At 69.9% G+C, this 20,620-nt stretch carries 18 protein-coding genes; 10 read left to right on the forward strand and 8 right to left on the reverse strand.

Annotated features, from left to right (window positions below; all coding sequences use genetic code 11):
• Positions 1 to 15: 15 nt before the first annotated feature.
• Together ACJASC_RS05245 and ACJASC_RS05250 are read left to right on the forward strand one after the other, a co-directional pair.
• Positions 16 to 690, forward strand: a complete 675-nt coding sequence (locus ACJASC_RS05245) for an orotate phosphoribosyltransferase (RefSeq protein ID WP_415144124.1) — start codon at positions 16 to 18, stop codon at positions 688 to 690.
• Positions 691 to 902: 212 nt separating this feature from the next.
• Entirely contained in the window at positions 903 to 2,399 is a 1,497-nt protein-coding gene (locus ACJASC_RS05250) for a replicative DNA helicase (protein WP_415144126.1), read from the forward strand.
• Between the two features lie 4 nt (positions 2,400 to 2,403).
• On the opposite strand, the gene cueR is transcribed toward ACJASC_RS05250, so the two are convergent.
• Both cueR and ACJASC_RS05260 read right to left on the reverse strand, forming a co-directional pair.
• Positions 2,404 to 2,790: a Cu(I)-responsive transcriptional regulator gene (gene cueR, locus ACJASC_RS05255; RefSeq protein ID WP_021692534.1), complete on the reverse strand. Its 387-nt coding sequence runs from the start codon at positions 2,788 to 2,790 to the stop codon at positions 2,404 to 2,406.
• Positions 2,787 to 5,240 carry a heavy metal translocating P-type ATPase gene (locus ACJASC_RS05260; RefSeq protein ID WP_415144129.1) on the reverse strand — a complete coding sequence of 818 codons (2,454 nt, stop codon included), beginning with the start codon at positions 5,238 to 5,240 and terminating at the stop codon, positions 2,787 to 2,789. Before ACJASC_RS05260 ends, cueR begins: the two co-directional genes overlap by 4 nt.
• Before the next feature lie 173 nt (positions 5,241 to 5,413).
• Between ACJASC_RS05260 and ACJASC_RS05265 the strand changes: the two genes are divergently transcribed.
• Positions 5,414 to 5,614 (forward strand): heavy-metal-associated domain-containing protein, encoded by a 201-nt coding sequence (locus ACJASC_RS05265; RefSeq protein ID WP_415144131.1) that lies wholly within the window; start codon positions 5,414 to 5,416, stop codon positions 5,612 to 5,614.
• 66 nt (positions 5,615 to 5,680) lie between these two features.
• The gene (locus tag ACJASC_RS05270; RefSeq protein ID WP_415144133.1) at positions 5,681 to 6,223 is read left to right on the forward strand and encodes a L,D-transpeptidase; all 543 of its coding nucleotides are present in this window, start codon (positions 5,681 to 5,683) and stop codon (positions 6,221 to 6,223) included.
• Here the strand turns inward: ACJASC_RS05270 and ACJASC_RS05275 are convergent.
• Positions 6,220 to 7,170 (reverse strand): NAD(P)-dependent oxidoreductase, encoded by a 951-nt coding sequence (locus tag ACJASC_RS05275; RefSeq protein WP_415144135.1) that lies wholly within the window; start codon positions 7,168 to 7,170, stop codon positions 6,220 to 6,222. The two genes, ACJASC_RS05270 and ACJASC_RS05275, sit on opposite strands and share 4 nt — an antisense overlap.
• Positions 7,167 to 8,183: a glycosyl transferase family protein gene (locus ACJASC_RS05280; protein ID WP_415144137.1), complete on the reverse strand. Its 1,017-nt coding sequence runs from the start codon at positions 8,181 to 8,183 to the stop codon at positions 7,167 to 7,169. Before ACJASC_RS05280 ends, ACJASC_RS05275 begins: the two co-directional genes overlap by 4 nt.
• Positions 8,184 to 8,372: 189 nt before the next feature.
• Here ACJASC_RS05280 and ACJASC_RS05285 point away from each other — a divergent pair, with 189 nt between their 5' ends.
• Positions 8,373 to 8,903 carry a copper chaperone PCu(A)C gene (locus ACJASC_RS05285; protein ID WP_415144139.1) on the forward strand — a complete coding sequence of 177 codons (531 nt, stop codon included), beginning with the start codon at positions 8,373 to 8,375 and terminating at the stop codon, positions 8,901 to 8,903.
• Positions 8,904 to 8,948: 45 nt separating this feature from the next.
• Here ACJASC_RS05285 and argE read toward each other — a convergent pair whose 3' ends face one another.
• Both argE and ACJASC_RS05295 read right to left on the reverse strand, forming a co-directional pair.
• Positions 8,949 to 10,073 (reverse strand): acetylornithine deacetylase, encoded by a 1,125-nt coding sequence (gene argE / locus ACJASC_RS05290; protein WP_415144141.1) that lies wholly within the window; start codon positions 10,071 to 10,073, stop codon positions 8,949 to 8,951.
• Positions 10,070 to 11,254, reverse strand: coding sequence for a M24 family metallopeptidase (locus ACJASC_RS05295; RefSeq protein ID WP_415144143.1), 1,185 nt, complete (start codon positions 11,252 to 11,254; stop codon positions 10,070 to 10,072). Before ACJASC_RS05295 ends, argE begins: the two co-directional genes overlap by 4 nt.
• 233 nt (positions 11,255 to 11,487) lie before the next feature.
• On the opposite strand from ACJASC_RS05295, the gene ACJASC_RS05300 reads away from it, so the two are divergent.
• The 5 genes from ACJASC_RS05300 to ACJASC_RS05320 all read left to right on the forward strand — a co-directional run bounded on the left by ACJASC_RS05300 (position 11,488) and on the right by ACJASC_RS05320 (position 18,217).
• Positions 11,488 to 13,308, forward strand: a complete 1,821-nt coding sequence (locus tag ACJASC_RS05300; protein ID WP_415144145.1) for a PAS domain-containing protein — start codon at positions 11,488 to 11,490, stop codon at positions 13,306 to 13,308.
• 138 nt (positions 13,309 to 13,446) lie between these two features.
• The gene (locus tag ACJASC_RS05305; RefSeq protein WP_415144147.1) at positions 13,447 to 15,057 is read left to right on the forward strand and encodes an OpgD/OpgG family glucan biosynthesis protein; all 1,611 of its coding nucleotides are present in this window, start codon (positions 13,447 to 13,449) and stop codon (positions 15,055 to 15,057) included.
• Positions 15,042 to 15,251: a hypothetical protein gene (locus ACJASC_RS05310; RefSeq protein WP_415144149.1), complete on the forward strand. Its 210-nt coding sequence runs from the start codon at positions 15,042 to 15,044 to the stop codon at positions 15,249 to 15,251. Before ACJASC_RS05305 ends, ACJASC_RS05310 begins: the two co-directional genes overlap by 16 nt.
• 1 nt (position 15,252) lies before the next feature.
• Positions 15,253 to 17,013, forward strand: coding sequence for a glucans biosynthesis glucosyltransferase MdoH (gene mdoH / locus ACJASC_RS05315; protein ID WP_415144151.1), 1,761 nt, complete (start codon positions 15,253 to 15,255; stop codon positions 17,011 to 17,013).
• The gene (locus tag ACJASC_RS05320; RefSeq protein WP_415144153.1) at positions 17,006 to 18,217 is read left to right on the forward strand and encodes an OpgC family protein; all 1,212 of its coding nucleotides are present in this window, start codon (positions 17,006 to 17,008) and stop codon (positions 18,215 to 18,217) included. Before mdoH ends, ACJASC_RS05320 begins: the two co-directional genes overlap by 8 nt.
• On the opposite strand, the gene nadC is transcribed toward ACJASC_RS05320, so the two are convergent.
• Both nadC and ACJASC_RS05330 read right to left on the reverse strand, forming a co-directional pair.
• A complete protein-coding gene (nadC, locus tag ACJASC_RS05325; protein WP_415144155.1) occupies positions 18,214 to 19,056 on the reverse strand; it encodes a carboxylating nicotinate-nucleotide diphosphorylase in 843 nt (280 codons plus the stop codon). The genes ACJASC_RS05320 and nadC overlap by 4 nt on opposite strands.
• Positions 19,053 to 20,615 carry an L-aspartate oxidase gene (locus ACJASC_RS05330; RefSeq protein ID WP_415144157.1) on the reverse strand — a complete coding sequence of 521 codons (1,563 nt, stop codon included), beginning with the start codon at positions 20,613 to 20,615 and terminating at the stop codon, positions 19,053 to 19,055. Before ACJASC_RS05330 ends, nadC begins: the two co-directional genes overlap by 4 nt.
• Positions 20,616 to 20,620 lie beyond the last annotated feature (5 nt).

Raw genomic sequence — 20,620 nt, forward strand, 5'->3', positions numbered from 1 at the left:
GACGAAGAGTTCGAGATGATCCCCACCGGCTACCCCCCGAAGGACGAGATCGCGCGGCTGACCGCGCGGATGCTGTTGGAAATCGGCGCGGTGAAGTTCAACGCGACCGAGCCCTTCACCCATGCCTCCGGCAAGCAGGCCCCGACCTATGTCGATTGCCGCATGCTGATCTCGTTTCCGCGGATTCGCGCCACGGTGATGGATTTCCTGGCCGTTCAGATCATGCGCGAGGCGGGTTTCGAGGCCTTCGATAACGTCGCGGGCGGCGAGACCGCGGGCATCCCCTTCGGCGCGATGATCGCCGAGCGGCTGGCCCTGCCGATGACCTATGTGCGCAAGAAGCCCAAAGGCTATGGCCGCAACGCCCGGATCGAGGGCGTAATGACCGAAGGGCAGCGCGCGATCCTCGTCGAGGACCTGACCACCGATGGCGGCTCGAAGCTGAGCTTCGTCGAGGCGATCCGCGAGACCGGGGCGTCGTGCGACTGGACCGCCGTGATCTTCTATTACGGCATCTTCGAGGGCGTGACCGAGGCGCTGGCCGAAAAGGGCATCGGCCTCATCCACCTGTGCACGTGGTGGGACGTTCTGGCCGAGGCGCGCCGGAGCGAAGCGTTCGACACCGATACCCTCGACGAGGTCGAGCGTTACCTGCGCAATCCCGCGGGCTGGGCCGCGGCCCGTGGCTGAGAGGTGACGATCGGCCAGCAATGGCCGACAAGCCCTCCCCTAGCGTCAACCACATGTTGACCTGAGGGGCAACCTCGGGCCAAGATGTGGCAGGACGCGACTTCTCCACCGCTTATCCACAGCCTTATACAAGTTGCGTCCCCGCCCCGTCGCCGTCTATCAGCGACGATACGCGCCGCGGGCACGGCGCGCGGGGCCATGGGGTAGATGCGATGAACGAGATCACGACATTCCGTCCGGGCGCGCTCGAAGAGGCGAAGCCGGAGCAGATGCCGCATTCGATCGAGGCCGAGCAGCAGCTTCTGGGCGCGATCCTCACCAACAACGACGTGTTCGACCGGATCGCGATGATCGTGTCGAAGGATCACTTCTACGATCCCGTACATGCCCGCATCTTCGACGTGGCGGCCCAGCGCATCGCCAAGAACGCGCTGGCTTCGCCCGTCACGCTCAAGACATTCCTCGAAGACGACGAGGGGCTCAAGGAACTGGGCGGTCCCGCCTATCTCGCGCGCCTCGCGGGCGCCGCGATCTCGGGCTTCGCCGCGCGCGATTATGCGCAGATGATCTACGATCTGGCGATCCGGCGCGAGCTGATCCTGCTGGGCCGTGACATCGCCGACCGCGCCGCCAAGGTCGAGGTCTCCTCCGAGCCCAAGGAGCAGATCGTCGAGGCCGAGCAAAAGCTCTACAAGCTGGCAGAGCAGGGCAGCGCCGAGAGCGGCTTCCAGTCGTTCCTGCGCGCCGTCACCGACGCGGTGAAGGTCGCCAACGCCGCCTATCAGCGCGACGGCGGCCTCGCGGGCGTCTCGACCGGGCTCGTCGATCTCGACAAGAAGCTCGGCGGGCTCCATCGCTCGGACCTCTTGATCCTCGCGGGGCGCCCGTCGATGGGCAAGACGTCGCTTGCGACCAACATCGCCTTCAACATCGCCAAGGCCTACAAGCGCGGCACCACGCCGGACGGCACCGAAGGCGCGATCAATGGCGGCGTCGTGGGGTTCTACAGCCTCGAAATGTCGGCCGAGCAGCTTGCGGCACGTATTCTGTCGGAGGCCTCCGAAGTGCCTTCCGAGCAGATCCGCCGCGGCGACATGACCGAGACCGAGTTCCGCCGCTTCGTCGATGCCGCCAAGCAGCTCGAAAGTTGCCCGCTCTACATCGACGATACCCCGGCCCTGCCGATCTCCCAGCTTGCCGCGCGGGCGCGACGGCTCAAGCGGACGCATGGGCTCGACGCGCTCTTCGTGGACTACCTGCAGCTGGTGAAGGGCACCGGCAAAGGCGAGAATCGCGTCAACGAAGTGTCGGAGATCACCCAGGGCCTCAAGGCCATCGCCAAGGAGCTCGACGTGCCGGTGGTGGCGCTGTCGCAGCTGTCGCGTCAGGTGGAGAACCGCGAGGACAAGCGCCCGCAGCTTTCGGACCTGCGCGAATCCGGCTCGATCGAGCAGGACGCCGACGTGGTGATGTTCGTGTTCCGCGAGGAATACTACAAGGAGCGCGAGAAGCCGGGCGACCACGAGATGGACAAGATGGCGGTCTGGCAGGACGAGATGGAGCGCCTGCACGGCAAGGCCGAGGTCATCATCGGCAAGCAGCGCCACGGCCCCATCGGCTCGGTCGATCTGAGCTTCGAGGGCCGGTTCACCCGGTTCGGCAACCTCATCAAGCCGTGGCAGGACGGCGCGGCGCCGCGCGATTTCTGAGGCGTCACTGCCCGGCCAGATCCTTCAGGATCGGGCAGTCGGGCCGCTCGTCGCCCGCGCAGGCATGGATCAGATCGCCCAAGGTCGCGCGCATCTGTTCGAGCTGCGCGATGCGCGCGTCGATCTCGCCCGCATGCCGTTGGGCCAGGGCGCGGACCTCGGCGCTGGCGCGGGCGCGGTCCTCATAGAGCGACAGCAGCATCCGGCAGTCCTCGATCGAGAATCCCAAACCCCGCGCGCGGGCGAGGAAGGCCAGCTTGTGGACCTCCTTCTCGCCAAAGCGGCGGTAGCCGTTGGCGTCGCGCGGCGGCGAGACGAGGCCGATCTCCTCGTAGTAGCGGATCGTCTTGGCGGGCAGCCCCGCGCGGTTCGCGGCCTCTCCGATGTTCATGCCGTCTCTCCCATCACGGATGTCATGCTCCGCAGCCGCAGGGCGTTCGACAGCACCAGCACCGAGGAGGCCGACATCGCCGCAGCCGCCAACACCGGCGACAGCAGCATGCCGTTCCACGGGTAGAGCGCCCCCGCCGCCACCGGGATCAGCGCCACGTTATAGCCGAAGGCCCAGCCGAGATTCTGGCGGATATTGCGCATCACGCGGCGGCTCACCGCGAGCGCATCGACCGCCGCCCCGATGCGGCCAGAGGACAGCACCACCTCGGCGCTCTCGATCGCGACCTCGGTGCCGCCGCCCATGGCGATGCCGACATCCGCCGCCGCGAGCGCGGGCGCGTCGTTGATGCCATCACCGACAAAGGCCACGGAGCCGCGCGCGCGCAAGGCCTCGACGGCGGCGAGCTTGCCTTCGGGCATCACCTCGGCCTCGACATGGTCGATGCCCAGCTCCGCCGCGATGGCCTGCGCCGTGGCGCGCGCATCGCCGGTGATCATCGCCACCTCGACGCCCATCGCCTTGAGCGCCGAGACGGCGGCCCGCGCCTCCGGGCGCACCGGATCGGCGACGGCGAGTGCGGCCACCGGCCTGCCATCGATGGCGACGAGAACCGGCGTGCGGCCCCGCTCAGCATGGGCGCGGGCAAGGTCAGCGAGCGGTGCCGCGTCGATCCCGGCCTCGGTCAGCAGCCGGGCGTTGCCCACGAGCAGCGCGCGGTCGCCGATCCGGCCCCTGAGACCGCGCCCCGGCACCGCCTCGACGCTTTGCGCCCGCCCCAACGACAGCCCGCGCGCGCCGGCGGCGGCCACGATCGCCGCGCCGAGCGGATGCTCGGATTGCGTTTCGAGCGTCGCGACATCGGCCAGCATCGCATCCTCGTCGACGTCGGCCAGCGCGGAGATGTCGGTCAGAGCCGGGCGGCCCTCGGTCAGCGTGCCCGTCTTGTCGAAGGCCACGATCCCGACCCCGTCGAGCGCCTGCAGCGCATCGCCGCGCCGAAACAGCACCCCGAGGGAGGCCGCGCGCCCGGTGCCCACCATGATCGAGGTCGGCACCGCGAGGCCCATCGCGCAGGGGCAGGCGATGATCAGCACCGAGACCCCGGCGACCAGCGCGTGAGTGAGCGAGGGCGCAGGCCCGAACAGCAGCCACGCGCCCACGGTCAACGCCGCCAACACCAGCACGGCCGGAACGAAACGCAGTGTGATGCGATCGACGAGGCCCTGGATCGGCAGCTTGGCCCCTTGGGCCGCCTCGACCATGCGGATGATCCCCGCTAGCCGCGTCTCGGAGCCGACGCGCGTGGCCCGCACGCGCAGCGCGCCGGTGCCGTTGACGGTGCCGCCGGTGACGGCGTCGCCCGCGCGCTTGGCCACGGGGAGCGGTTCGCCGGTGAGCATCGCCTCGTCGACACGGCTCTCGCCCGAGACGACTTCGCCATCGGCGGCGATGCGGTCGCCGGGACGCACCAGCATGACGTCACCGGGCAGCAGCGCCTCTGTCGCGATCTCGACCACCTCGCCGCCGCGCTCGACGCGCGCCACCGACGATTGCAGGTCGATCAGCGCCCGGATCGCAGCCCCGGTGCGGCCCTTGGCCCGCGCTTCGAGCGCCCGGCCGAGCAGGATCAGTGTGATGATGACGCCCGCCGCCTCGAAATAGACGGTCCGCGCGGCTTCGGGTAGCAGGGTCGGCGCGAAGGTGGCGACGGTGGAATAGCCCCATGCCGCCAGCGTGCCCAGCGCTACGAGGCTGTTCATGTCTGGCGCACCGCGCACAAGCGCCGGAAGACCCCGGGTCAGGAAGATCCGCCCCGGCCAAGCAATCACCAGCGTCGTCAGCGCGAACTGGATCAGCCAGCTGGCCCGGATGCCGATCGACCCTTCGATCGCCATGTGAAAGCCCGGGATCACATGCGCGCCCATCGCCAGCACCACCACCGGCAGGGTCAGCGCCGCCGCGATCCATGTGCGGCGGCGCAAGCCCGTGGCCTCCATGGCCTTGCGATCCTCGGGCGCGGCCTCGTCGGGGCGACCTTCGGCGTCGCGCGCGGCATAGCCCGCCGCCTGTGCCGCCGCGACGAGATCGGTCATCGCCGCCGATCCGGCGAATCGTTCCACCTCCGCCGTCTCGGCGGCGAGGTTGACCCGCGCGGCCAGCACGCCCGGCACGGCGGCAAGCGCGCGCTCGACCCGGCCCGAGCAGGAAGCGCAACTCATGCCCTCGACGCGCAGGCGAACCGTCTCGCGGCGCGGCGGATAGCCCGCGCGTTCGAGCGCCTGAACCAGCTCCCCTGCCTGCCCGCCCTGCACCTCGGCCCGCTCGGCGGCGAGGTTCACCCGCGCCTCGGTCACGCCGGGCACGGCGCGCAGGCTGCGCTCCACCCGACCCACGCAGGAGGCGCAGGACATGTTGTCGATCTGAAACGAGAGCGGCTGGACGGTCATCCGGAAATCCTTCGAGGGGCCTTCGGTTGAGGTTGACCCGTCAGATAAGGGTTCCTGTGATGGGAAGGTCAAGGGGTCACCGGGGCTGTCATCGGATAACAGCCCCACGGCGCTTGACCGAGCCGCCGCGCGCCCCTTCATATCGAGGACACACGCTCCAAAGGGAGGCTTCGATGACCAGCTACTCCATCCCCGACATGAACTGCGGCCACTGCCGCGCCGCCGTCGAGACAGCGATGCGCGAGCTCGACCCTTCGGCCACCGTCGCGGTCGATCTCGACAGCCGCACCGCCGAAATCGCAAGCGCGGCCCCCGACGAGGCGGTGCGCGCCAAGCTTGCCGAAGCGGGCTACCCAGCGCAGATCGCGGGCTGAGACGGCCTCGGGACACCGACCGGAACGTCGGGGGATCGTGCAAATGGGACCGATGAGGAGGACCAGATGACCATCACACGCCGCAGCCTGCTTCTTGCCGGGCTCATGGCGCCCGTCGCGCACACGGCGCGGGCGCATGACCGTTCGGTCTATCTTCCCACCGAGGTGCGGGTGCATCCGGGGCTGATGCCGGGCGACATCTACGTGATCCCCGAGGATTACCACCTTTATCACATCCGCCGCCCCGGCGTGGCGATGCGCTACGGCGTCGGCGTCGGCCGCGCAGGTCTCGAATTCAAGGGCGCGGCGGTGATCCAGCGCAAGGCGGAGTGGCCGTCTTGGCGGCCCACCGACGACATGATCGCGCGCGAACCCGACAAATACGCGCAATACGCCGACGGCGTACCCGGCGGCCCCGAGAACCCGCTCGGCGCGCGGGCGCTCTATCTCTATCGCAACGGGCGCGACACCTATTACCGCATCCATGGCACCACCAATCCCGAGACCATCGGCTCCTCGGTCTCGAACGGCTGCATCCGGCTGCGCAATGAGGACGTGATGGCACTCTACGAGAATGTCGCCATCGGCAGCCACGTCACCGTGGTCTAACCGATCCCCGGCACGTGCTCGACCGAGAGGTCGGTGAGAGAAGCGAGATCGGCCGGCATCTCGGCCCCGGCACCCGGGACGAGCAGCACGACGCGACTGCCTTCGCGGGCGGCGCTCAGCGCGTCGGCGACCGGGTCGCCCGAGACCTTGCGCTCCGCGTCGCGGCGGGCCAGTTCGAGGATACCGGGGGCGAGATCGGGGCCATGCACCACGAGATCCGCCTCCTGCATCCGGCGCACTCCGCGCAAGGACAGAAGATCCGCGTCGCCAGGCCCCGCGCCGACATAGGCGATGGAGCCTTCGACGGGACCGGGTCCCTCCTCCAGCCGCGCCTTCAAAAGCTGCGCCGCGCGGCGTTCGGAGCCGGTCGCATGGGCGCTGCGCACCGGACCGGAGAAGACCCAGACCCAGAAATCGCGACGCGCGCGGGCCGAGAGCTTCTGGCCCACCGCGCCGCGCATTCTGCCCGCGAGGGCGGCCAGAGCGCCCAGGCGCGGCTCCAGCATTGTCTCGATCGCGGTCTTGATCTGCCGACCCAGCACCGGGGCCGTGCCCTCGGTGCCGATCGCCACCACCACCGGATCGCGATCGACGATCGAAGGCGTTAGCGCGTCGCACAGCGCGGGCCGGTCGACCACGTTCACTACCGGCGCGCCGAGCGCCTTGGCCAGCGCGTGCAGCGCCCCGTCGGCCCCGGCGGACCCGGTGGCGACGAAAACAATGGCGGCGCGCTCGAAGAGATCGGCATGGATCTCGTGCGCATCGGCGAGGCGCACCCGCCCCTCCTCGGCCAGAGCCCGCAGCTCGTCGTCGAAATCGAACCCGGCGACGATGATCTCGGCATCGGTGCGGATCACCAGCCGCGCCTTCTGCGCCGCCTGTTCGCCGCCGCCCAGGATCACGATGCGCCGACCCGTGGTGGCGAGAAACATCGGAAAGGCCTTCATGCCGCGATCCCGCCCGGCAACGCGTCGCGATCGCGCGCCTGCCACAGCGCTTCGGCCAGCGCCTCGGCCCGCGCGAGGCCGGGCGCGGCGCGCAGCGCCAGTAGCGCCAGCGCTGCCGTGCCGGTGACCAGCGCGGTGGCGAAGGCGTCGTCGATCTCGCCGGTCCAGAGGCGGCGCAAGTCCTGCGGCTGACCGCCCGGATCGGCCAGGCGACGGGTCTCGTCGCGCAGCGCCTGCGCGGTGAGATCGACCTCTTCGCCGTCGAGCAGTCCGAACAGCTCGATCTCCTTGGAGGGGTTGCGCTCGAATTCGCCGCCCGCGCCCTTGAGGATCATCAGGTTGCGCTGACCCATGAGCGCACCCGTGTCGGTCTGCAGCCCCCGGTAGGAGGGGTGGAACACGCCTTGGACCTGCGCGCCCGCGCCGAACGGGTTGGCGACGCGCAGCACCGTGTTGATACAGGAGCGCAGCCCGAACACCTCGCGCAGGCGGATCAACCGATGACCGCCGGGCGACCAGGCTTCGAGCGGGACATAGGCGATGGAGCGGGCGTCGAGCCCGCGTGCGAGGGCGTCGCCCGTCTCGGCCACGGGAATGCCCAGACCCGGCAGCGCGTCGCGGATCTCGTGGCGATGCGCGTTCCAGCCATGCAGCGCCACGCGGTGCCCCGCCCCGGCCACCAGCTTGGCCGCGAGCAGAAACCACGGCAGGCCGCGCGTGCGGCCTGCGGCATAGGAGGGCCAATCGAGCGCGGGCGCGGCCTGCCGCCAGTCCTCGCCGCTTGCCAATGCGTCGGCGAATCCGGCGATCTCCTCGGCGTTCTCGCCGCGGTAGCGCATCACCATCAGCAGCGCGCCCGCCGCCTCGGGTGCCGCGGTGCCGTCGAGAATGAGCCGCAGCGCCTGAGCCGCCTCCTCGCGTGTCAGGTGGCGGCCGCGCCCCGGCCCGCGCGCCACCGCGCCCATGAAGGGCGCGAGCGCCGTGGCGTCGTGTCGTGCGGATGGCTGTGTCATGGTCCCTGCCCCTCGCATCTCTATGCTGCCTCAGATTAGGCCGACACAGGCGCAGAGGAAGGGGCCGAGGTCAATGCGCAGCGGCCCGCGCGCCCTGCGGGGGTGCGACGAGGGGCCGCTTTTTGTGCCGGTGTGGCGCTGATATGGGCAGGGGGCGCCCTGAGGCGTACGTGAACCAAGGACAATCCCATGATGCTCCGCCCCCTCGCCCTTTTCATGACCCTCGGCCTGACCAGCGCCGCACAGGCGCATGATTTCCGGACCGGCGACCTGACCGTGCTGCACCCCTTTGCGATCGAGACCGCGACCCACGCCACCACCGGGGCGGGCTACTTCACGATCCGCAACGACGGTGGCACGCCCGACGCGCTGATCGGGGTCGAGGCCGATTTTCCCAAGGTGACGCTGCACAGCTCGGTCGAGACGGACGGCATGATGACGATGCAACCGCTCGACCGCGTGGTGATCGCCCCGGGCGAAACGGTGACCCTTGCCCCCGGCATGGGCGGGCATGTGATGTTCATGGGGCTCGAAGGCCCCTTCGAGACCGGCGCGCGGTTTCCGGCGACGCTGATCTTCGAGCAGGCGGGCGAGGTCGCGGTCGAGTTCGTGGTCGAGCAGCGCCCGGGGGCCGGTGCCAATGAGGGTATGGAACACGGCGACATGATGGAGCACGGCGATATAGATCAAGAAGACATGGAGCCCCCCTCCGCCGAATAAGGCTCCGAGGTCCCAGCCCGATCACGCAGCCTAGGGCTGAGAAGCCTAGGGCCGGGCGGCCAATGCCTCGAACATGTCGAGGCAGGCGGCGAGCTGGCTTTCCTTGAGATACTCGTCGGGCCGGTGCGCCTGCGCGATGTCGCCCGGCCCGCACAGCACCGCATCCATGCCGAGCGACTGCCATATCCCGGCTTCGGTGCCGAAGGATACGAGGCCGGGCGCGCCGCCCACAAGCTTCAGCAACAGGTCGCGCGCGGCATTGGCCTCGTGCGGCTCCAGCCCCGCCACCTCGCCGAAACATTCGGTCTCGATGACAAGCCCCGGATGCGCCGCCATCTCGGCCTCGGCATGATCGGCCAGCGCGTGTTTCACGTGGAGGGCCTCGGCCTCGGTCACGGGCCGCATTTCCCATTCCACCTCGGCCTGCCCGGCGATGACGTTGCGCGCCACCCCCGCCACCATCCGCCCGACGCTGATCGTGGCCCATGGCGGGGCAAACGGACCCTCGGGGCGCATGTCGCGCAATTGAGCCGCCAGCGCATCGAGCCGCAGCGCGAAGCGCGCCGCGGCCTGCGCGGCGTTGATGCCCCGTTCGGGGGCCGAGCCGTGACCGTCGCGCCCGGTGAAACGGGTGGTGTATTCGAAACAGCCCTTGTGCCCCTCGATCACCCGCATCCGCGTCGGCTCACCGATGATCGCCATGGCGGGGCGCGGCCCCTGCGCCGCCATCACCGCCGCCAGCGCCTGTGCGCCGAGGCACCCCACCTCTTCGTCATGGGTGAGCGCGAGGTGAATCGGGTCGCCGCGCGCGGCCAGTGTCGGGGCCATGGTGACGCAGGCGGCGACAAAGCCCTTCATGTCGCAGCTGCCGCGCCCGAAGAGCCGCCCGCCCGCGCGGCGCAGGCGAAACGGATCGGAGGACCAGCCCGCCCCGGGCGGCACCACGTCGAGATGACCCGAGAGCAGCAGGCCGCCACCCGTCTCGGGGCCGAAGCTGGCCAGCAGGTTCGCCTTGTCGCCCCCTTGGTCGGGCAGGACGCGGACCCGCGCCCCGTCGGCCCGCAGCCGCACCGCGAGCAGGTCCACCAGGTCGCGGTTGCCCCGGTCCGACACGGTGGGATGCGCGATCATTTCGGCCAGAAGCGCGATGGTCTCCTTCAGCGCACTCATGGCTTGACGAAGAGCTTGCGGTCGAGGTCGCACAACGTCTCGGCGGGGCCTGCCTCGCGGATCAGGATCGTCTCGGTCGTCTCGAGCCCCCAGCCCTCCATCCAGATCCCCGGCATGAAATGGAACGTCATGCCCGGCTCCAGCACCGTCAGGTCGCCCTTGCGCAGGCTCGCGGTGCGCTCGCCCCAATCGGGCGGATAGCTGAGACCCACCGGGTAGCCGCAGCGATTGGGCCGATGGATGCCGATGCGTCTGAGCGGCGCGTGCAGGGCGGCGGCGATGTCCTGCGCGGTGTTGCCGGGGCGCGCGGCGTCGAGCCCGGCCTCCAGCCCCTCGCACAGCGCCTCGGAAGCGCTGACCATCTCGGCGGGCGGCTGGCCCAGATGCACGGTGCGGCACAAGGGCGCGTGGTAGCGGCGCACGCAGCCCGACAGTTCGAAGAAGGTGGCCTCGCCGCGCTTCATCTCCTCGCCATTCCAGGTCAGATGCGGCGCGCTCGCATCGGCGCCCGAGGGCATCAAGGGCACGATGGCGGCATAATCGCCCCAATCCTCGCCCACGCCGCGCATGGCGGCGCGCATCACCTCGCCCACGAGGTCGTTCTTGCGCAGGCCGGGTTCGGCCAGCTCGATCGCCAGCCGCGCGATCGTCTCGGAGATGCGCGCGGCGCGGCGCATCATCGCGATTTCAGGCGCCGATTTCACCAGCCGGCACCAGTTCACCAACGCCGTGGCGTCGATCAGCGTGGCCTGCGGCAGCGCGGTCTCGAGCACGGCATGGGCCTTGGCTGAATAGTAGTAGTTGTCCATCTCCACGCCGATCCGTCCGCCGCCCTGCCCCATGCCGATCAGCCGCGCGGCGAGATCCTGCATCGGGTGGCGCGTCGCGGACTGCACGTAGCGGTCGTCATAGCCGAGGATTCGATCCTCGCCCATCCAGACGGTGCGCTGCGCCCCGGCGGCGTCCTGCAGCCGACCCCACCAGACCGGCGCGCCCTCCATCGGCAGGATGACGCCCTGATGCACGTAGAAGGACCAGCCATCATAGCCGGTGAGCCAGTTCTGGTTCGACGGATCGGTGACAAAGAGCAGGTCGATCCCAGCGCGCGCCATCGCCTCGCGCGCGGCGACGAGACGGCGGTCGTATTCTGGGCGGTCGAAGGGGGCGGCATGCGGTCCCATAGGCACTCCTGAAGACATGGGATCAGGCGAGCGCGCGGCGGGTCTCGGGGTCAATCGCTTCCGCGCCATTTCTCTGCCCGAAACCGACCGACGGTCAAGACGCGACTTCCTGCCATGACATTGCGCATTTCGGCGTCGATCCGCCGATGCCGGCCTCCCGCCCGGCTCTCTTGGCAAGATTGCCGGGTTGCGGCTACACCAAAGTATAAGAGCGCCGGCAGGTGGAGGGGGTCATGGAAGCGATCGACACGGGGAACCTGCGCGGCTCCGGACGCCGCCGCGAGGACGCGGCCTTCCTGGCTGCTCTCGATCAGGCCCCCCTGCCGATGTGGCTGTCGGACCCAGATTACGAAGGCACCTATTTCAACAGCGCATGGCTCGAGTTTCGCGGACGCACCCTCGATGAGGAGATCGGCGGCGGCTGGATCACCGGCATCCACCCCGACGACCTGCCGGGTCTCGACAGCTACTCCTCGGCGCTGTCCGACGGCCGCCCGTTCCAGATCGAGTATCGCCTGCGCCGCCATGACGGGGTCTGGCGGTGGTTTCTCGACACCGGCAAGCCGCGGCTGTCGGAGTGCGGCCGTCTCGTCGGATTCATCGGCAGCTGCGTCGACATCACCGACCGCCACGAGACGGAGGCCGCGTTGCGCTGCACGCAGGCGCGGCTGCAGCTGGCGCAGGAAGGGGCCGCTCTCGGCATCTATGATTGGGACATGGTGGAGGATCGCATCACGTGGTCCCCCGAGATGTTCCGGCTTTATGCGCTGTCGCCCGATCTAGGCGCGCAGGGCAAACCTGATGGGTTGATCGCGGCTTGGCTCGGCCGGCTCCATCCCGAGGACCGCGAACGCTGCGCCTTGGACCTCCAAGGCTGCCTCGATCCGAACGGCGCGAGCCAGCTCAACATGTCTTTTCGGGTCGATCATCCCGAGACCGGCCTGCGCTGGATCGAGGGGCGGGGACGGATCTTGCGGGATGCGAGGGGCCGGCCCCTGCGGCTGACCGGCGTGAACTTCGATGTGACCGAGCAGCGCGAGGCCGAGGTGGCGCGCGAGCGCGCGGCGATGATGCTGGGGATGAGCATCGAGGTCGCCGCCGTCGGCACCTGGGAGCTTGACCCCGTCAGCCGCGAGGTCGTGGCCTCGCCCCGCACCCGCGCGCTGTTCGACATGGCGCCTGACGACGCCCCGGCGCCGATGTCGGATTATTTCGACCGGGTGCATCCCGAGGACCGCGAGGCGCTGCGCGCGGGCGTGCTCGGCGCGCTGAAGGCGGGTGGCGAGATGGCGCGCGTCTACCGTGTGTCCGGGCCGGGCAATGGCGGCGAAACCCGTTGGGTCAGCACGCGCGGACGCCTGGTCCGGCTCGCCGATGGCAGCGCCCGGATGATCGGTGCGATGACCGACATCACGGCGGCCAAGCGCCACGAGGTCGAGCGCGAGGCCGAGCTGGCCCGCCGCCAGATGCTGCTGACCGAGCTGAACCACCGCATGAAGAACAATCTGCATCTGATCCTGTCGATGCTGCGGCTTGAGGCGAACCGTTCGGGCCAGCCCGGCTCCTTCGCCGCGGCGACCAAGCGGATCGAGGCGGTGGCCGACCTGCACGCGCAGCTCGGCTTTGCGGAGGGCACGGGACGGCTGCGCTTCGACGCCTATCTCGGGGATCTCGCCGAAAAACTGCGCCGTTCCGCGCTCGCGCAGACCGACATCCGGCTCGCCTGCGAGGTGGTGCCGGTGGAGATCGACCTCGACCGCGCGGTGCCGCTGGGGCTCGTGGTGAACGAACTGGTGACCAATGCCATAAAGCACGCCTTTCCGCAGGGCGCGGGACAGATCACGTTGCGGCTGATGCATGGCCCCGAAGGCGAGGTCCGGGTCATCATCGCCGATGACGGGGTCGGGCCGATTCAGGGCGCGCAGCCGAGACCGGATCGGGATTCGGGTCTCGGCTCGGGGCTGGTCGCGGGGCTGTGCGCGCAGATCGGCGCACGGATCGAGAGCCGCAGCCTGCCCGGAATGCATCACGAGATCACACTTGCGCCACTCTGACAGGCGCGCGGGTCGCGCCTTCTTGCGCGCGAGGCCACCGTATCCATATCCGCATTGCAACCCGCGCCGCACTGCCGCATGGGAGAACCAACCGCGCCGGTCGATTCCGGCAGCGCTCCCAGTACTCAAAGATCAGACATGCCCGATTTCGACCCCACCACACCGTGCTTCGATCGCCGCGGATTGCTGCGCGCCATCGGTGCGTCCGCCACGCTTCTCGCCGGTCTCGGCGGCGCCGGCCCGCTGCTGGCCCAGAACGCCCCTCCGAAGGTCATTCCCCCCGCCGAGGAGGACATGCCCCGGCCCTTCGACTTCGACAGCCTGACGGCGGAGATGCGCGCCCGCGCCAAGAAGGCCCCCGCCGCCCCGGAACAGGCCGAGCTGCCGCTCGGGCCGCTGGGCTACGACGATTACCGTCTCATCGCCTTCAAGGCCGAGCGCGCGCGCTGGCGTGGCGCTGAAACGCCGTTCCGGCTGCATGCCTTCCACATGGGCTGGCTGTTCGAGGAACCGGTGCGGCTCTACGATCTGCGCGAGGGCATGGCCCGGCCGATGCGGTTCGGCACGCAGGACTTCGATTATCGCGGGCGGCTCAGCGACAAAGCCGGGGAGATGGCCGATCTGCCCGGCGTCGCGGGGTTCAGGCTCAATGCGCCGCTGAACCGTCCCGACCGGGAGGACGAGATGGTGGCCTTTCTCGGGGCCAGCTACTTTCGCGCTCTGGGCCGTGACAGCCGCTATGGCCTGAGCGCGCGCGGCGTCGTTATCGACACCGCGACCTCGCGTGCCGAAGAGTTTCCGCGCTTCACCCGGTTCTGGCTCGAAACCGGTGAGCGGGCGGTGACGATCTATGCCGCGCTCGAAGGCGAGACGCTGACCGGAGCCTACCGCCTCGTGGTGACGCCGGGCCGCGAGACCGAGATCAACGTGACGGCGCGGTTGTTCTTCCGGCGCGCGCCCGAACAGCTCGGCATCGCGCCGCTGACCTCGATGTTCCTGTTCTCCGAAAAGAACCGCGCCGCCTTCGACGATTACCGCCCCGCCGTTCATGACAGCGACGGGCTCAGGATCGAGCGGCGCGACGGCGACGTGATCTGGCGTCCGCTCAACAACCCCCCGCGCCTCGCCTCGTCCTATTTCGGAGAGGAAAGCCCGCGCGCCTTCGGACTCTACCAGCGGGACCGCGCGTTCGAGGCCTATCAGGACAGCGGCGCGCGCTATGACCGCCGCCCCTCGCTCAGGGTCGAACCTACGGGCGACTGGGGCCGCGGCGCGGTGCGGCTCGTCGAGATTCCGACTGATCTCGAGGCAAACGACAACATAGTTGCCTTCTGGGTGCCCGAAGGAAAAATCTCCGCGGGCGATGAGCGGGAGTTCTCCTACCGCCTGCTCTGGGGCGACCTGCCCCTCGACCCCGCCGCCGAGATTGCCCATGTGGCCGAGACCCGCGCCGGCGCGGGCGGGGTGTCGGGCGTCGAAAGCACCGCCGGTACCCGCAAATTCGTCATAGATCTCAAGGGCGGCGCGCTGGAGCGGTTGTCCGGGGACGCGGAGGTCGAGCTCAAGGCCGAGGCACATGGCGGCGAGATCACGTCCCGGACGCTCGAGCGGATCGAGGCCAGCGGCCAGTGGCGCGCGGTGCTCGACGTCTCGGCAGCGCCGAACGCCACGGTCGAACTGACCGCGCATGTGGCCGGTTATGGCCGCAAGCTCTCGGAAAGCTGGCTCTATCAATGGATCAACGCCTGATGCTCGACCGGACCCACTCGCGGCACGACACCGACACCGACACCGGCATCGTCACCTTCGAGGCGGAGGCCGCGCGACGCGGCGCGCTGCCCGACGCGCCGCTGGCCATGCCGCGCCAACGCCTGGAGCGTGACGTGACACCTGCCTTGCTGGCCCGCCTGAGGGCGCTTCTCGCGCCGAGACTGGACGCCTGACATGAGCCGAACCGGCCCGACGCGGGCACGGGTGGTGGCGCTGGGCGCGAGCCTCGCGCTTGCCGCCGGCGCCTTCACGTTGTTCTTTGCACAGCGTCAGACCGGCGGGTTGTGGGTCGAGTTCGCGCGCAGCCTGCTGATCCTCATGGCCACCTTCTGGCTGGCATGGGGGGCGTCGCAGGCGATGCTCGGCCTATGGCCGGGCCGTGCGGTCGTGCCGCGCCGTGCCGAGCCGAAGGGCCGCTGCGTGATCCTCGTGCCGGTGCACGAGGAAGACCCGCGCGCCACCTTCGCCCGCATCGCCGCGATGGACGAGGCGCTGTCGGAGACGCCGCAGGCCGGGCTCTTCGATTTCGCGATCCTTTCGGACACCCGCTCTCCCCATGGTGCCGCGCGCGAGGCGGCGTGGTATCTCGCGCTCTTGCGCGCGCGTGACGCCGAAGCGCGCATCTTCTACCGCCGCCGGACCTCCAACCATGGCCGCAAGGCGGGCAATATCGAGGATTTCATCAAGACCTCGGGGGCGGCCTACGAGTTTGCACTGATCCTCGATGCCGACAGCCTGATGTCGCCCGAAACCATCATCGAGATGGCCCGCCGCATGGAGGAGGAGCCACGCCTCGGCCTGCTGCAGAGCCTTCCCGGCGTGATCCGCGCGAACTCGCTCTTCGGTCGCGCGATGCAATTCTCGGCGGCGCTGCATTCGCCCGTCTTCGCGCGCGGCGTGGCGCGGCTTCAGGGCGAGACCGGCCCGTTCTGGGGTCACAACGCCATGGTGCGCGTGCGCGCCTTCGCCGAAAGCTGCGCGCTGCCGGACCTGTCGGGTCCGCCTCCCTTCGGTGGCCATGTCCTGAGCCACGACTATGTCGAAGCCGCGCTGCTGGCGCGCGCAGGCTGGATCGTGCGGCTCGACGAGGATCTCGCGGGCTCTTTCGAAGAAGGCCCCGAGAACATCCTCGCCCATGCCAAGCGCGACCGCCGCTGGTGTCAGGGCAACCTGCAGCACGCGCGGCTGCTGACGGCCCCCGGCCTGCTCCCATGGAGCCGCTTCGTGTTTCTGCAAGGCATCCTCGCCTATGTCTCATCGCTGTTCTGGCTCGGGTTTCTGGCCACCTCTATCCTCGCGCCCGCCTTGCGCGCCGAGCCCGATTATTTTCCGCTGGCGGGCTGGTCCTTCCCGGTGCTGCCGCCCAACGAGACCACCCGCACCGCCGGGCTCATCATCGGCGTTCTGGGGCTCCTGATCCTGCCCAAGCTCTTGATCGCGATTCAGGCGATCCGCTCGGGCCGGGCGACGGGGTTCGGTGGAGCGTGGCGGCTGATGGTCTCGACGCTGGCCGAGATCGCCATGTCGAGCGTTACCGCGCCGATCTTCCTGATGTTCCAGACCCGCTCGGTGCTGCAGGTGCTGTCGGGTCGCGACGGCGGCTGGCCGGCATCGGCGCGCGGCGAAGGGCGTCTGAGCCTTTTCGAGAGCTGGCAGGCGAGCCGCTGGATCTCGCTCATAGGGCTGGGCGGGCTGATCGCTTCATGGCGGCTCTCGCCTGAACTGGTGGGCTGGCTGCTGCCTATCGCAGGGCCGATGATCGCTGCGCCGCTGGTGATCTGGGCCACCTCCCTGCCCTGCCGCGCGCTGTTCTCCGTGCCCTCCGAAACCTGCCCGGACCCGATCCTCGCCCGTCAGGACGAGGCGCTCGACCGGTGGGGGCCGCTGACCGACGCCGACGCCGCCCCACCCCGGCAGGAGCCGCAACATGCCTGACACCTCCGCGCCGGCACCCGTCTCGATCCCAGTGGCCCGCCAGCTTCCCAAAACCCGCGACCCGCGGCTCGACGTTCTGCGCGGCATTGCGCTGGTAATGATCTACATCAATCACGTACCGGGCAACTTCTGGGAGAATTGGACCAGCCGCAACTTCGGCTTCTCGGACGCCGCCGAGGGCTTCGTGCTGATGGCGGGGATCTCGGCGGGGCTGGCCTATTCGGCGGGCTTTCGCGTCCGTTGGCCTTGGCAGGGCGTGGCCCGGATCTGGCGTCGCGCCTGGACGCTCTACCTCGTGCATCTTCTGATCACCTTCGGCGCGCTGGCGATCGCGGCGGCGCTGGCGAGTTTCGCCGACATCCCCGCAATGCTGTGGAAGCACGGCATGGGCCTGCTGTTCCGCGATCCTCTGGGCTTCCTGATCGGGGTGCCGACGCTGGGTTTCCAGATCGGCTATGCCAACATCCTGCCGCTCTATTTCGTGCTGCTGATGGCGGCGCCGCTGGTGCTCTGGGCGGCGGTGCGCCGACCTCTGTGGGCGCTCGCGGCCTCGGGGCTCCTGTGGATGGCGGCGGCGCATTTCCGGCTGACCCTGCCCAACTACCCCACCGGCGGCTGGCAGTTCAGCCCGCCCGCGTGGCAGCTCTTGTTCGTGCTGGGCATCGTCAGCGGCATCGCTGCCAAAGAGGGCCGCAGGCTGGTGCCCGCGCGGCGATGGCTCATGGCGCTGGCGGTGGGGTTCCTTGTGTTGTCGCTGGCCTGGATGAACCTGCCGGGCTTCGGCAAGACCGGCAATCACCTGCTGTGGATGGCCAACCAGCATGGTGCGCCGGGCTTCATGACCGGCTTCAGCAAACCTTATCTGAGCCTGCCGCGCCTGCTGCATCTGCTGGCGCTGTTCTATGTGCTGGCCTCATGGGGCATGGTGCGGCGCGCCTGCGCCTCGCGGCTCGCCGCCCCCTTCGCGCTTCTGGGGCGGCAGGCGCTGCCGGTCTTCGCTCTGGGGTCGATCACCATCTACCTGATCCAAGGCATCAAGACCGAGACGGGCGAGAACTTCGTCCTCGACACGATGATGCTCGGGGCCGGACTGGCGCTGCAGCTCGCCTTCGCGGCTGCGCGGCACCACTGGCCTACTGATCGCGACAGGGCGGCGCCTGCCACGGTAGCTCCGACCACGCCGGAAAAGGCGCTCGCCGCCTAGAAGTCGAGCCCCAGATCGAGGGTGCGCGCCGAATGGGTCAGCGCGCCCGACGACACGTAGTCGACCCCCGTGGCGCAGACCTCGGCCACCCGTTCGCGCCGCATGTTGCCCGAGGCCTCGGTGACGAGACGCCCGCCGACCATCTCGACGGCGCGCGCAAGATCGGGGGTCGACATGTTGTCGAGCAGCACGACATCGGCGCCGCCGACCTCCAGCACCTGAGCGAGTTGATCGAGCGTATCGACCTCGATCTCGATCTTGAGCATGTGCGAGGCCGAGGCCGTCGCGGCCTCCAAGGCGGCGCGGATGCCGCCCGCGGCGGCGATGTGGTTGTCCTTGATCAGGATCGCGTCCGAGAGGCCGTAGCGGTGGTTGAAGCCCCCGCCATGCAGCACCGCGAGCTTCTCGGCGGCGCGCAGGCCGGGCGTGGTCTTGCGGGTGCAGGTGACGCGGGTGGCCGTCCCTGCCGTTTCCTTCACGAAACCGGCGGTCAGCGTGGCGATCCCCGAGAGCCGCCCCGCGAAGTTGAGCGCGACGCGCTCGGCCGTGAGGATCGACGCGGCCGATCCCTCGATCTCCATCAGCGTGTCGCCAGGGGCGCAGGCCGCGCCGTCGCCGAGACGCGTCGTGATCTTCAGCGCCGGGTCGACGAGACGAAAGGCGATGGCCGCGATCTGAAGCCCCGAGACCACGCCCGCCTCGCGCGCATTGATCCGCGCGGCATAGGTCGTCCCAGCGGGGATCACGGCGCGGGTGGTGACGTCGCCGTAAGCGCCCAGATCCTCGTGCAGCGCATGGCGCACCATCGGCTCGAGCAACAGGTCGGGGATCAGGGTCATGCGGTCTCCGTGGCCGCGCAGTCGGCGCGGATGGTCAGGGCATCTTGGAACGTCAGGCGGCTGCGATGCGCCTGCGCAGGGTCGGTCTCGGGGAAATCGGTGCGGCAGTGGCCGCCCCGGCTTTCGGTGCGCCGCAGGGCGGCAGCGGCGATCAACGTCGCGGTCGCGGTCATGGTGCGGAACGCGGGCGCGGGCTCGACGGCCTCCAGCGCGGCGATGCCCGCCAGCGCCCGGCGCAGGCCCGGCCCGTCGCGCAGCACCGCGACGTGGTCGGTCATCAGGCGGCGCAGCGCCGCCACGCTTTCGGAGGCGGGACGACGGCCACCGGCAGCAAAGGCGACGGCGATCTCGGGCGCAGCCTCGGGCACGCCTGCGCCGTGCATGATGTCCTCGGCGCAGCGACGCGCGAAGACCAGCGCCTCGAGCAGACCGTTGGAGGCGAGGCGGTTCGCCCCGTGCAGGCCGGTCGAGGCGGCCTCGCCGCAGGCCCAGAGCCCTGCGAGGCTGCTGCGCCCCTGCGCATCGGTCTCGACACCGCCCATGTGGTAATGCGCGGCCGCGGCGACCGGGATGGTGCCGTGGACCGGATCGATCCCGGCGCGCGCGCAGGCCTCGGCTACCGCCGGGAACTTCTCGACCACACTCGCGCCAAGGCTCGCGCGAGTGTCGAGCGCCGGATCGCGGCCTGCCTGCCGCTCGGCAAAGACGGCACGGGCGACGATGTCGCGCGGCGCAAGCTCGGCGTCCGGATGCAGCGCCGTCATGAACCGCTCGCCCGCATCGTTGACGAGCCACGCCCCTTCGCCGCGCAGCGCCTCGGTCGCAAGCGGCAGCGGGTCCCCGCCCGTCGCGATGGCGGTAGGGTGAAACTGCACGAACTCGGCATCTGCGATGATGGCGCCCGCGCGCGCCGCGGCGCCGATTACCTGGCCCCGGATGCGGGCCGGGTTGGTCGTGTGCAGCCACAGCCCGCCAGAGCCGCCCCCCGCCAGCAGCACGGCGGGCGCCTCGATGATGACGGGGGCCGAGCCATCGACGCTCTCGATCTCGACGCCCGTGACACGACCGCCTGATGCTTCGATGCCGGTGAGCAGCGCGCCGGACAGGATCTGCACCGACGGCGTGCGCGCCAGCGCCGCGATCAGCGTGTCCATGATCTGCCGACCGGCCTGATCGCCCTTGACCCGCACAACCCGCGCCGCGCCATGCGCCGCCTCGCGCGACAGCACGTAGCCGCCCTGCGCATCGCGGTCGAAGGGCGTGCCGAGGCCGGTCAGTTCGTGGATATGCTCACGCGCTGCCTGCGTGACCAGATCGGCGATGGCCGCATTGACCGTGCCGGCACCCGCCGCCACCGTGTCGGCGGCGTGGGCCTGCGCGCTGTCGGCGGCGTCCATGGCGGCGGCGACGCCGCCCTGCGCCCAGGCGCTGCTCGCGCCCTGCCCCGGCGGCTCCGGCGCGATCATCAGCACCGGGCGCGGCGCGAGGGCAAGGGCGGCGGAAATCGCGCCGAGACCGGCCCCGATGATGACGACGCGCTCGGTGCGCAGGCGGGTCATCGTCA

Source organism: Limimaricola cinnabarinus (genome assembly GCF_047631075.1).
In the GTDB taxonomy this organism is placed as follows: Bacteria; Pseudomonadota; Alphaproteobacteria; order Rhodobacterales; family Rhodobacteraceae; genus Limimaricola; species Limimaricola cinnabarinus.

Bases quoted from the DNA above. Each gene is read 5' to 3' on its own strand.
- ACJASC_RS05245 (WP_415144124.1), top strand. From the start codon at position 16: ATGATCCCCACCGGCTACCCCCCGAAGGACGAGATCGCGCGGCTGACC.
- ACJASC_RS05250 (WP_415144126.1), top strand. From the start codon at position 903: ATGAACGAGATCACGACATTCCGTCCGGGCGCGCTCGAAGAGGCGAAG.
- cueR (WP_021692534.1), bottom strand. From the start codon at position 2,790: ATGAACATCGGAGAGGCCGCGAACCGCGCGGGGCTGCCCGCCAAGACG.
- ACJASC_RS05260 (WP_415144129.1), bottom strand. From the start codon at position 5,240: ATGACCGTCCAGCCGCTCTCGTTTCAGATCGACAACATGTCCTGCGCC.
- ACJASC_RS05265 (WP_415144131.1), top strand. From the start codon at position 5,414: ATGACCAGCTACTCCATCCCCGACATGAACTGCGGCCACTGCCGCGCC.
- ACJASC_RS05270 (WP_415144133.1), top strand. From the start codon at position 5,681: ATGACCATCACACGCCGCAGCCTGCTTCTTGCCGGGCTCATGGCGCCC.
- ACJASC_RS05275 (WP_415144135.1), bottom strand. From the start codon at position 7,170: ATGAAGGCCTTTCCGATGTTTCTCGCCACCACGGGTCGGCGCATCGTG.
- ACJASC_RS05280 (WP_415144137.1), bottom strand. From the start codon at position 8,183: ATGACACAGCCATCCGCACGACACGACGCCACGGCGCTCGCGCCCTTC.
- ACJASC_RS05285 (WP_415144139.1), top strand. From the start codon at position 8,373: ATGATGCTCCGCCCCCTCGCCCTTTTCATGACCCTCGGCCTGACCAGC.
- argE (WP_415144141.1), bottom strand. From the start codon at position 10,073: ATGAGTGCGCTGAAGGAGACCATCGCGCTTCTGGCCGAAATGATCGCG.
- ACJASC_RS05295 (WP_415144143.1), bottom strand. From the start codon at position 11,254: ATGGGACCGCATGCCGCCCCCTTCGACCGCCCAGAATACGACCGCCGT.
- ACJASC_RS05300 (WP_415144145.1), top strand. From the start codon at position 11,488: ATGGAAGCGATCGACACGGGGAACCTGCGCGGCTCCGGACGCCGCCGC.
- ACJASC_RS05305 (WP_415144147.1), top strand. From the start codon at position 13,447: ATGCCCGATTTCGACCCCACCACACCGTGCTTCGATCGCCGCGGATTG.
- ACJASC_RS05310 (WP_415144149.1), top strand. From the start codon at position 15,042: ATGGATCAACGCCTGATGCTCGACCGGACCCACTCGCGGCACGACACC.
- mdoH (WP_415144151.1), top strand. From the start codon at position 15,253: ATGAGCCGAACCGGCCCGACGCGGGCACGGGTGGTGGCGCTGGGCGCG.
- ACJASC_RS05320 (WP_415144153.1), top strand. From the start codon at position 17,006: ATGCCTGACACCTCCGCGCCGGCACCCGTCTCGATCCCAGTGGCCCGC.
- nadC (WP_415144155.1), bottom strand. From the start codon at position 19,056: ATGACCCTGATCCCCGACCTGTTGCTCGAGCCGATGGTGCGCCATGCG.
- ACJASC_RS05330 (WP_415144157.1), bottom strand. From the start codon at position 20,615: ATGACCCGCCTGCGCACCGAGCGCGTCGTCATCATCGGGGCCGGTCTC.